Annotated in this window: 10 protein-coding genes and 1 riboswitch; of the genes, 1 reads left to right on the forward strand and 9 read right to left on the reverse strand. The window is 69.0% G+C overall.

The window, feature by feature from the left end; all coding sequences use genetic code 11:
- Nucleotides 1-340 precede the first annotated feature (340 nt).
- The 6 genes from AB0G84_RS35990 to AB0G84_RS36015 all read right to left on the reverse strand — a co-directional run bounded on the left by AB0G84_RS35990 (nt 341) and on the right by AB0G84_RS36015 (nt 7,587).
- Complete coding sequence (locus AB0G84_RS35990; protein ID WP_361330862.1) at nt 341-1,720, reverse strand: aminotransferase class V-fold PLP-dependent enzyme; 1,380 nt, start codon at nt 1,718-1,720, stop codon at nt 341-343.
- Between the two features lie 215 nt (nt 1,721-1,935).
- Nucleotides 1,936-2,053: riboswitch (SAM riboswitch) on the reverse strand.
- A gap of 92 nt (nt 2,054-2,145) precedes the next feature.
- Nucleotides 2,146-3,210 (reverse strand): anthranilate phosphoribosyltransferase, encoded by a 1,065-nt coding sequence (gene trpD, locus AB0G84_RS35995; protein WP_361330865.1) that lies wholly within the window; start codon nt 3,208-3,210, stop codon nt 2,146-2,148.
- A 167-nt stretch (nt 3,211-3,377) separates the two neighbouring features.
- Complete coding sequence (locus AB0G84_RS36000) at nt 3,378-5,015, reverse strand: ubiquinol-cytochrome c reductase cytochrome b subunit (protein ID WP_361330868.1); 1,638 nt, start codon at nt 5,013-5,015, stop codon at nt 3,378-3,380.
- The gene (locus AB0G84_RS36005) at nt 5,012-6,073 is read right to left on the reverse strand and encodes a Rieske 2Fe-2S domain-containing protein (RefSeq protein WP_361330871.1); all 1,062 of its coding nucleotides are present in this window, start codon (nt 6,071-6,073) and stop codon (nt 5,012-5,014) included. Before AB0G84_RS36005 ends, AB0G84_RS36000 begins: the two co-directional genes overlap by 4 nt.
- Nucleotides 6,070-6,879: a c-type cytochrome gene (locus tag AB0G84_RS36010; RefSeq protein WP_361330874.1), complete on the reverse strand. Its 810-nt coding sequence runs from the start codon at nt 6,877-6,879 to the stop codon at nt 6,070-6,072. The genes AB0G84_RS36005 and AB0G84_RS36010 overlap by 4 nt, the downstream gene beginning before the upstream one ends.
- Nucleotides 6,880-6,966: 87 nt before the next feature.
- Nucleotides 6,967-7,587, reverse strand: coding sequence for a heme-copper oxidase subunit III (locus AB0G84_RS36015; RefSeq protein ID WP_361330877.1), 621 nt, complete (start codon nt 7,585-7,587; stop codon nt 6,967-6,969).
- A gap of 274 nt (nt 7,588-7,861) precedes the next feature.
- On the opposite strand from AB0G84_RS36015, the gene AB0G84_RS36020 reads away from it, so the two are divergent.
- The gene (locus tag AB0G84_RS36020; RefSeq protein ID WP_361330880.1) at nt 7,862-8,263 is read left to right on the forward strand and encodes a hypothetical protein; all 402 of its coding nucleotides are present in this window, start codon (nt 7,862-7,864) and stop codon (nt 8,261-8,263) included.
- A 41-nt stretch (nt 8,264-8,304) separates the two neighbouring features.
- Here AB0G84_RS36020 and AB0G84_RS36025 read toward each other — a convergent pair whose 3' ends face one another.
- The 3 genes from AB0G84_RS36025 to AB0G84_RS36035 form a co-directional block, all read right to left on the reverse strand.
- Nucleotides 8,305-9,579, reverse strand: coding sequence for an Ig-like domain-containing protein (locus AB0G84_RS36025; RefSeq protein ID WP_361330883.1), 1,275 nt, complete (start codon nt 9,577-9,579; stop codon nt 8,305-8,307).
- A 144-nt stretch (nt 9,580-9,723) separates the two neighbouring features.
- Nucleotides 9,724-10,122 (reverse strand): cytochrome c oxidase subunit 4, encoded by a 399-nt coding sequence (locus AB0G84_RS36030; RefSeq protein WP_361330886.1) that lies wholly within the window; start codon nt 10,120-10,122, stop codon nt 9,724-9,726.
- On the reverse strand, nt 10,119-10,634 hold a 516-nt coding region (locus AB0G84_RS36035; RefSeq protein WP_361330889.1), incomplete at its 5' end, for a cbb3-type cytochrome c oxidase subunit I. The genes AB0G84_RS36030 and AB0G84_RS36035, both read right to left, overlap by 4 nt.

Consider the following 10,634-nt stretch of genomic DNA (forward strand, 5'->3'; position numbering starts at 1 on the left):
GGGGGGGCGGGGGGGGGGGGGTGTGGGGGGGGGGGCGGGGCGGGGGGGGTGGGGTGTGTGGACTGCTTCGCTTTACGTCCACACACCAGACCCCTCCGGCCCGCCCCCTCCCGTTGTGGGGAGTGAAATACAGGTGGTTGGGGGCGGGCGTCCGTAGCACGCCTTACTGCTCTCCCCAAGGCCCGTCACCGCACCCCGACAGCCCGCGCAGCGGACCCGCCCGCCGCGTGGGGGTACCTCCCACGCCGTTAAGGCAGTGGGGAAGCAATAGCGAGAAGGCCGTCAACGTCGGAAGGCACCCGGCCGCCAGGCCACGGCGGGACAGCCGACAGCGTGGGAATCAAGCGGGCACACAACGCCCGTCTTCCGTGCGGTAGTTCCAGCGGGCGCCGTTCGTCACCAGTTCCCGGACCGCGTCGACGAAGCGGTCGATGTGCTCGTCGGGGGTGCCGGCGCCGAAGCTGACGCGGATGGCATTCAGGGAGCGTTCGCCCGGCGCCGCCTCGGGGGCACCGCACTCCCCCGGGTCCTGCGGCTCGCTGCCCAGCAGGGTCCGTACGAGCGGGTGGGCGCAGAACAGGCCGTCGCGGACGCCGATGCCGTACTCGGCCGAGAGCGCCGCGGCGAAGTGCGAGCTGTTCCAGCCCTCGACGACGAAGGAGAGCACCCCCACCCGCGGGGCGTCGTCGCCGAAGAGGGAGAGCACCGTCACCTCGGGCACCTCGGCCAGGCCCGCGCGGACCCGGGCGATCAGCTCCTGCTCGCGGGCGACCAGCCCCTCGAAGCCGGCCTCGGTCAGCGCCTGGCAGGCGGAGGCGATGGCGTAGGCGCCGATGACGTTGGGCGAGCCCGCCTCGTGCCGGGCGGCGGTGGTGTGCCACTCGACGTCCACCCCGCCGGCCCCTTCCCCGCTCACGCGTCGCGAGACCTTGCGGCTGGCGCCGCCGCCCGCCAGGTACGGCGCGGCCTGCTGCAGCCAGTCGGCGCGGCCGGCCAGCACGCCGGTGCCGAACGGCGCGTACAGCTTGTGGCCGGAGAACGCCACCCAGTCGACGTCCAGCTCCGCGATGTCGACGGGGTGGTGCGGGGCGAGTTGGGCGGCGTCGAGGACGATCCGGGCGCCGTGTGCGTGTGCCGCGGCGGCCAGCTCCTTTACGGGCCACAGCTCACCGGTCACATTGGACGCACCGGTGACACAGACCAGCGCCGGGCCGTAGGGCTCGCGCCCGGCCAGCGCCCGCTCCAGGGTGTCCACGGCCTGCTGGGGCGTGCGCGGCGCGTCGAGGTAGGTCACCGCGAGGTCGGCGCGCTGCTCCCAGGGCAGCAGCGAGGCGTGGTGCTCGGTCTCGAAGACGAACACCCGGGTGTGCTGCGGGAGGGCGGCGGCGAGGAGGTTGAGCGAGTCGGTGGTGGAGCGGGTGAAGACCACCTGGTCGTCGGGGCGGCAACCGAGGAAGGCACCGATCGTCCGGCGGCTGTTCTCGAAGAGGTCGGTGGAGAGCTGGGAGAGGTACCCGGCGCCGCGGTGCACGCTGCCGTAGTACGGGGCGTAGGCGGCGACATCGTCCCAGACCCGCTGGAGCGCGGGGGCGCTAGCGGCGTAGTCCAGTGCGGCGTAGTCGACCTCGCCGCCGGTCACCAGGGGGACCCGGACGTCCCGGCCCAGGACCGGCAGCGGGGCACAGACGGCACGGTCGGCGGCAACGGCGGAAACAGACATGGCGAACTCCCGTGACAGGTAAGCGAATGCGCTGTGGACGGGGCGCGTCGGGGTGCGCGGAAGCAGCCGGCACCGGCGGATCTGCGCGGCCACAGCGGAAAGGAAACGTTGCTGAGAACGTCAGGAGAAAGAGGGTGCGGAGAAGGGGCTTTGGGCCCTATCGCATTCGCTGATTCACGGAAGTTCTCCCTCGAGGACCAGGATCCCTGGCGAGGGATCCGCGCTTGCCGCAGACCTCGCTGCCTACGGCCTGGTCATCACCCGGGGCACCCCGCCACGGAAGGAGGGTTGCCGGACAGCGGGCCGGGGCCTGTGTCGCTGTCACTCGTGACCTGCGCAGAATCATGCCACACGGGCAGGGACGCGCAAGGGCTCCGTCCATATGACGGACGGAGCCCTGCGTCACACCCTGCGTCACCGGCCGCTCAGGCGTTGCTGGCGGCCACCCAGCGCTCCAGCGCCCGCTTCGCCGCCCCGGAGTCGATGGACTCGGCGGCCTGCTCGATACCGGCCCGGATCTGTTCGGGCAGCGGGGCATGACGGGGCTCCAGCGCCACCAGCGCGGCCGCGGAGTTCAGCAGCACCGCATCGCGCACCGGGCCGGTCTCGCCGTCCAGCAGCCGGCGGGCGACATCGGCGTTGTACGAGGCGTCCGCGCCGCGCAGGGCCTCCACCGGGACCAGCGGGATGCCGACCTCGCGGGGGTCGAAGGCCTCCTCGCGTACCGTCCCGTCCCGCACGATCCACACCCGCGAGGTCGCGGTGGTGGTCAGCTCGTCCAGGCCGTCGTCGCCGCGGAAGACCAGCGCCGAGGAGCCGCGCTCGGCGAGCACCCCGGCCAGGATCGGCGCCATCCGGGCGTCCGCGACACCGGTCGCCTGGGCGCGGACCCGGGCGGGGTTGGTCAGCGGGCCCAGCACGTTGAAGGTGGTGCGGATGCCGAGCTGGCCCCGGGCGTTGGCGACGTGCCGCAGCGCGGGGTGGAACTTCACCGCGAAGCAGAAGGTGATCCCGGCCTCCTGGGCGACCTCCACGACCCGCCGCGGGGCGAGGTCGAGGTTGACGCCGAGCTTCTCCAGGACGTCGGAGGCGCCGCTGGCGGAGGAGGCGGCGCGGTTGCCGTGCTTGACGACCTTGGCGCCGGTACCGGCCACCACGATCGACGACATGGTGGAGATGTTCACGGTCTTGGCGCCGTCGCCGCCGGTGCCGACGATGTCGACGCTGGGGCCGGGCACGTCGATCAGCCGGGCGTGCTCGTACATGGTCCGGACGAGTCCGGAGATCTCCGCGACGGTCTCGCCCTTGGCCCGCAGCGCCACCGCGAAACCGGCAATCTGGGCGTCACCGGCCTCACCTCGCATGATCCGGTCCATCGCCCAGGCGGTGTCGTCTGCGGTGAGGTCACGGCCTTCGAGCAGGGCGTTGAGGATCTCCGGCCAGGTGCGGGCCGCCACGCTGTCGCCGCCTGCCGGGGTCACAACGTTCATGGTCCACGCTCCTGGTGTGTTTCCTGCCTGTGCGTTCACCCTATCGAGCCGCCGGCACGCCGGAGGGCCCCGTCCGGCTCCCCTGCTCGACCGGGGTCGAGACGGGGACGGACGGGGCCCTCTGGGTGGCGTACTACCTACGGTGCGCTACGAGGCGCAGAGCGGGATCAGTGGTGGCCGTGGCCGCTGGTGATCTCCTTGTACTCCTCGACCGTGGGCTTGGGGATGACGCTGTCCTCGCCGTAGTAGGACTTCGAGAGCTTGGCGCGCAGCTTCTGCGAACGCTTCAGCTTGCGCTCCACGCCGTTCTCGTCCACCTCGGGGCCCAGTTCGAGCGGCTTGGGCTGCTCGTGCTGGGTGAGGAAGTGCAGCTGCTCCTGGTCGAGCGGCTCGTGGACCTCGATGAACTCACCGTGCGGCAGGCGCTTGATGACGCCGGACTCCCGGCCGTGCAGCACCTTGTCCTTGTCGCGCCGCTGCAGACCCAGGCAGATCCGCTTGGTGGCGATGAAGGCCAGCACCGGGCCGACGAAGAACGCGATCCGGACGAACCAGGTGATCGAGTTGATCGACAGGTGGAAGTGGGTGGCCCACAGGTCGTTACCGCCACCGATCAGCATCACGAAGTACGCGACCAGCCAGGCCACACCGAAGGCGGTGCGGGTGGGCACGTTGCGCGGGCGGTCCAGGATGTGGTGCTCGCGCTTGTCGCCGCGGACCCAGGACTCGACGAACGGGTAGACCGCGATGACGGCGAGGACCAGCGGGAAGACCAGGATCGGGATCAGCACGCCCAGGTTGAGGGTGTGGCCCCAGAAGTTCCACTCCCAGCCCGGCATGACACGCACCAGACCCTCGGCGAAGCCCATGTACCAGTCCGGCTGGGCGCCGGTGGAGACCTGGTCGGGCCGGTAGGGCCCGATCGCCCACACGGGGTTGATGCTGGCGACCGCGGCGATCACCGAGATCACACCGAAGACCAGGAAGAAGAAGCCTCCGGCCTTGGCCATGTAGACCGGCAGCAGCGGCATGCCCACGACGTTCTCGTTGGTCTTGCCGGCACCCGGGAACTGGGTGTGCTTGTGGTAGAAGACCAGGATCAGGTGGGCCACCAGCAGACCGAGCATGATGCCCGGCAGCAGGAGCACGTGGACCGTGAAGAACCTCGGGATGATGTCGTGCCCGGGGAACTCGCCGCCGAAGATGAACATCTGCAGGTACGAACCGACCAGCGGCATCGCCAGGATGACGCCCTCGATGAACCGCACGCCGGTGCCGGAGAGCAGGTCGTCGGGGAGCGAGTAGCCGGTGAAGCCGGTGAACATGCCCAGCACGAACAGCAGGAAGCCGAACAGCCAGTTGACCTCACGCGGCTTGCGGAACGCACCGGTGAAGAACACCCGCATCATGTGGACCATCATCGCGGCCAGGAAGACCAGCGCGGCCCAGTGGTGGATCTGGCGGATGAGCAGACCACCGCGGACGTCGAAGCTGATGTTCAGCGTCGACTCGAAGGCCTGGGTCATCCGGATTCCCTGCATGGGCACATAGGAACCGTGATAGGTCACCTCGGCCATGCTCGGGTGGAAGAACAGCGTCAGGTAGACACCGGTCAGGATGATGATGATGAAGCTGTAGAGCGCGACCTCACCCAGCATGAAGGACCAGTGGTCCGGGAAGATCTTGCGCATGTTGGCCTTGGCGAGGCTGTAGATGCCCAGCCGGCCGTCCGCCCAGTCGGCGATCCGCTCGCCCCGCGGCGCCTGGCCGCGGCGCGTGGTGGTCGCGCTTGTCTCGTTACTCATCCGCGCTCCCAGAAGCTCGGGCCGACGGGCTCCTCGAAACCGCTAGCGGCCTCCAGGAAGCCGTCCTTCACGGTGATGTGCAGCTGCGGCAGGGCGTGTCCGGCGGGACCGAAGATCACCCGACCGCCGTCGGAGAGGTCGAACGTCGACTGGTGGCAGGGGCAGAGCACGTGGTGCGTCTGCTGCTCGTACAGGCTGATCGGGCAACCCACGTGGGTGCAGATCTTGGAGTACGCCACGATGCCCTCGTGGGACCAGGCGAGTTCCTTCTTGTCCTTGATGTTCTGCGGCTGGATCCGCACGAGCATCAGGGCGTCCTTGGCGATCTTCTCCGCGAACTCCTCGTCGTCCTCCTCCAGGCCCTCGGGCTTGGCGAAGGTCAGCGAGCCGACCGCGATGTCCTCGGGACGCAGCGGAAGGTTGGTGGACTGGTTGACGAGCCGGACGCCCTTCTTCCAGTTCGTGGTGCGCAGCTTGGTCCCGGGCAGCGGCCCGAGGTCCCGTAGCAGGACGACGCCGGAGAGCGGCACCAGGGCCAGCGCGCCGAACATCGTGTTGCGGATCAGCTTGCGACGGCCGAACCCGGACTCCTCGGCGCCCTCCCGGAAGTCCGCCATGACCTTGGCCTTGACCTCGGGCGATGCCTCGATCGGGTGCCGGTCGTCGGCGACCTCCACGTCCGACATCAGCGTGCGGGCCCAGTGGACCGCGCCGGCGCCGATGCAGAACAGCGCGGCACCCAGCGTCAGGCCGAGCGCGAAGTTCAGCGCGCTGATGTGGCCGATCGGCCAGATGTAGACGATCTTGTCGATCGGGATGGCCACGTACGAGGCGATGAAGGCCACCGTGGCGATCATGGACACCATGAAGAGCAGGGCGACGGTGCGCTCGGAGCGCGAGGCGGCCCGCTCGTCGATGTCCTGGGCGCGGTGCTCGTGGGCTGGCAGCCCCGGGTCGGCGAACGGGTTGCCCGCCGTGCTCACCGCGCCTTCGTGAGCGTCCCGCTCACTGGGAAGAATTTCTTCTGGCACGTCTTCGTGTCGTCCAGTCTCGCTCATGACTTCTTGGCCTTCGTAGTCCGGGCTGCGACCCAGATGGCGACCACGATCAGCGCGCCCAGGCCGAAGATGTAGCCGAAGAGACCCTCGCTGACCGGGCCCAGACCACCGAGGTCGAGACCACCGGGGCTCTCGGATTCATCGCCGTTGACGGCGCCGAGGTACGCGATGATGTCCTTCTTGTTCTGCTTGCTCAGGCTGCCGTCCCCGAAGGAGGGCATGTTCTGCGGGCCGGTCTCCATGGCCTCGTAGATGTGCTTCGGGTCCACGCCCTCGAGCGTCGGTGCGAACTTGCCGTCGGTCAGGGCGCCGCCCTTACCGGTGAAGTTGTGGCACTGCGCGCAGTTGGTGCGGAAGAGCTCGCCACCCTTGGCGACGTTGGCACCGTCGGAGCTGTACTGGGACTTCTCCGGGATGGTCGGGCCGGCACCCAGCGACGCCACGTAGGCCGCCAGCTGCTCGCGCTGGACGTCGGTGTAGATGGGCTTCTTCCGCGGCACCTGGGCGCCGGGCTGCTGGGCGGGCATCCGGCCGGTGCCGACCTGGAAGTCGACGGCGGCGGCGCCGACGCCGACCAGGCTCGGGCCGTCGGAGGTGCCCTGACCGCCGGTGCCGTGGCAGCTTGCACAGCCGACGGCGTAGAGCTTCTTGCCCTCCTTGATGGCAAGGGACTGGGCGGTGTCATCGGCCTGAGCCTTGTCCGCCGGCGCGAACGCGGCGTACAGCCCCCCGGTGACCGCCAGCGCGAAGAGTAGGACGACGAGCGCCGCCAGCGGATGGCGCCGTCGTGCGGAGAGCTTTTTCACGGATTACCCCGGTGTCAGGATCTTCTGCGTCGATGCTTTGGCTATGTCTGTCTGGACCGCGGACCCGGCTACCGGGCCCGATACCGGTTACCGGATCAGGTAGATCGTGGCGAAGAGGCCGATCCAGACGACATCGACGAAGTGCCAGTAGTAGGACACGACGATGGCCGCGGTGGCCTGCGTGTGGGTGAACCTCTTGGCCGCGTACGTCCTGCCCAGGACCAGCAGGAAGGCGATCAGACCGCCCGTCACATGCAGTCCGTGGAAGCCGGTGGTCAGGTAGAACACCGAGCCATACGGGCCGGACGAGAGCGACAGGCCCTCGTGCTTGACCAGCTCGGTGTACTCGAAGACCTGACCGCCGATGAAGATCGCACCCATGACGAAGGTGACCATGAACCACGCGCGGAGCTTCTTCACGTCCCCGCGCTCGGCGGCGAATACGCCGAGCTGGCAGGTCAGTGAGCTGAGCACCAGGATCGTGGTGTTGGTCGCGGAGAACGGAAGGTTCAGCGCACTGGCTGATTCCTTCCAATACGCGGATCCGGTCACCGATCGAAGGGTGAAGTACATCGCGAAGAGGGCCGCGAAGAACATCAGCTCGGAACTCAGCCAGATGATGGTTCCGACGCTGGTGAGGTTCGGCCGATTGACCGACGGGTGCGCGTGCCCGGTTTCTACTGTCGTTGCTGTCGCCACGACCGACATTATGTCGGTCGCTTATCCCGCCCTCACTCCGGGGGGTGCCGTTCGGTGTGTCAAGGACGTATGCCCTGCTCGTACGGCCCATTTCCGAGGTCGCTCGAAGGAGGGAAGTACACCGGCGGCGATCGCCCGCCGGTTCCTTCGCGACCGCTCCTGACGCCCCGTCGGGCAGATCTTGGCGGCCTCCGACCCCTGCTGCGGGCGCCCGTCGCGGGAGTAGCATCCGGCCCAACAGTCCCACCCGATGCTGTGCCGCTACGAAGAGCGTGGAGGAACGATGCAGGCGACTGCCACGGTGCTGGTCTACAGCGACAACGCGGGCACCCGCGAGCAGGTCCGGCTGGCGGCCGGACGGCGCCCCGCCGCCGATGTCCCGCAGATCGAGATCCTGGAGTGCGCCACCGCACCGGCCGTCCTGGAGGCGCTGGACCAGGGTGGCATCGACGTCTGTGTACTGGACGGTGAGACCGCGCCGGCGGGCGGGATGGGCGTCTGCCGCCAGATCAAGGACGAGATCTTCCAGTGCCCGCCGGTGCTGCTGCTGATCGGCCGCCCGCAGGACGCCTGGCTGGCCACCTGGAGCCGGGCGGACGCGGCGGTGCCCCATCCGCTCGACCCGGTGGCCTTCGCCGATGCCCTGGCGGGCCTGCTGCGCCGCAGGCACCTCGTACAGGCCTGAGAACGGGCCAGGACGGGGCGCTGGGCGGCCGCTGAGCGGGCTCAGATCTGCGGGCGCAGCCGGGCGTCGTCGCCGGGATCCTGCTGGCGCTCGGCCGCCCCTGTGGTGCCGCCGGACGCGCCCCTCAGGGCACTGCCGGCGCGCCACTCCTGCCAGGGCATGTTCCAGTCGCCGAAGCCGTTGTCGAACGGCGTCATGGTGTCGCCGCCGCTGTTGACGACCTTGACGATGTCGCCGACCCGGACGGTGTTGAAGAACCACTGGGCGTTGCTGGTGGACATGCCCGTACAGCCGTGGCTGACGTTCGCCGCGCCCTGCGATCCGACGGACCAGGGTGCGGCGTGGACGTACTCACCGCTCCAGGTGACCCTGGTCGCCCAGTAGACCGGCAGGTCGTAGGAGTCCGAGCTGCCGGCGGCGATGCCGACGGTCGAGCTGCGCATCCGCACGAAGCTCTCCTTGCCCAGGACGACCTTGACGCCGTTACGGGTGGAGAAGCCGGGCTTGCCGGTGGTCACCGGGATGGTGTTGATCGAGTGGCCGTTGCGCAGCACCGTCATCTGGTGGCTGCCGGCGTCGGTGATGGCTTCCACCCGGTCGCCGGTGGTGAGCTTGAGGGGCTTGGACTGGCCTCCGTAGAGGCCCTTGGCGATCTTCAGGCCGGTGAGGTTGCTGTGCACCGAGATGGTGGCGTGCGCGGGCCAGTACTCCTTCGGGCGGAAGTGCAGCTTCTTGTTGTCCACCCAGTGCCAGGAGCCCTGGACGCGCGGCATGGAATCGACCTTCAGGGCGCTCTCCACGACGGCTCGCGCCTTGGGGTCCTTGATCGGCTGGCTCAGCTCGGCGGTGACCGGCTGGCCGACGCCGTACTCGCCGCTCTCCGGGCCGAAGGTGGCGGTCAGCTGGCCGTCGGCGTCGGTGGTGTGGACCACCAGCGTCTTGCGGCCGGGTGAGCCGTCGTCGTCCTCGGTGCTGACCTGCACCGTGTAGCGGGTACCAGCGGCCAGGGGCACGGTGGTGCGCCAGTGTTTGCCGTCGGCGCTCAGTTCGCCGCGTACGAAGCGGCCCGTGGAGTCGGTGGCGGTCACGTCCGTGATCCGCGCGTCGTCGTCCTTGACGGAGACTTCCAGCGGCTTGTCGGGGTCCGCCTTCTTCTTTCCGTCCGGGGTGTTGGCGCTGATCTGGTCGCCCGCGTCGTAGGGGGTAGCGGAGAGCTGTTCCGACGCCGAGCCCCCGCACGCGGCGGTGCTCACCGCGAGGGGCACGAGCAGGAGGCCGCAGCTCAGCACCGTCCGGGTTCGAGGTCTGTAACTCATGCCCCAAAAGTACGAAGAATCACCTGCCCCAGCCCGCTGGAGGACTGCAAACGGGTCTGCCCCACACCGCCAAAAGGGGCGGGCCCGGGCACCTGTTGAGGTGTCCGGGCCCGCTGTACGGCGTGTCAGCCGTGCATTTTCCGCTTACTGCGTGCGGTTCTCGCCGCGGTAGTACTCGAAGACCCAGCCGAAGAGGCCGACGAGGATCATCGGGGCCGAGAAGTACAGCAGCCACCAGCCGAAGACCACGCCCATGAAGGCCAGCGCACCGCCGACCGCCAGGGAGAGCGGCTGCCAGCTGTGCGGGCTGAAGAAGCCCAGCTCACCGGCGTCGTCCGAGACCTCGGCGTTCTCGTTGTCCTGGGCGCCCGCGTCGACCCGCCGGGCCGTGAAGGCCAGGTAGTAGCCGACCATGATGCACAGGCCGAAGGCGAGGAAGAGGGCGGTGGTGCCCGCGGGCTCCTTCGACCACAGGCCGTACACGATGGCCATGATCAGGACGAAGACCGAGAGCCAGATGAACATCTTGCCCTGGATTTTCACTTGCCTGCCTCCTTGCCGCCGGCGATGGCCTTGTCCTCGTCCGTGCCGCGGCCGTTGTGCAGCGCGTCAAGGGCCGCGATCTCCGGGTGGTGGAGGTCGAACGCCGGGGATTCGGAGCGAATGCGCGGCAGGGTGAGGAAGTTGTGCCGCGGCGGCGGGCAAGAGGTCGCCCACTCCAGCGAGCGGCCGTAGCCCCAGGGGTCGTCGACCTCGACCTTCTTACCGAACTTGGCGGTCTTCCAGACGTTGTAGAGGAACGGCAGGATCGACATGCCCAGCAGGAAGGAGCTGATGGTCGAGATGGTGTTCAGCGTGGTGAAGCCGTCGGCCGCGAGGTAGTCCGCGTAGCGCCGCGGCATGCCCTCGGCGCCCAGCCAGTGCTGGACGAGGAAGGTGCCGTGGAAGCCGATGAACAGCGTCCAGAAGGTGATCTTGCCGAGGCGCTCGTCCAGCATCTTGCCGGTGAACTTCGGCCACCAGAAGTGGAAGCCGGCGAACATCGCGAAGACGAC

The organism is Streptomyces sp. NPDC020742 (assembly GCF_040641675.1).
Taxonomy (GTDB): Bacteria; Actinomycetota; Actinomycetes; order Streptomycetales; family Streptomycetaceae; genus Streptomyces.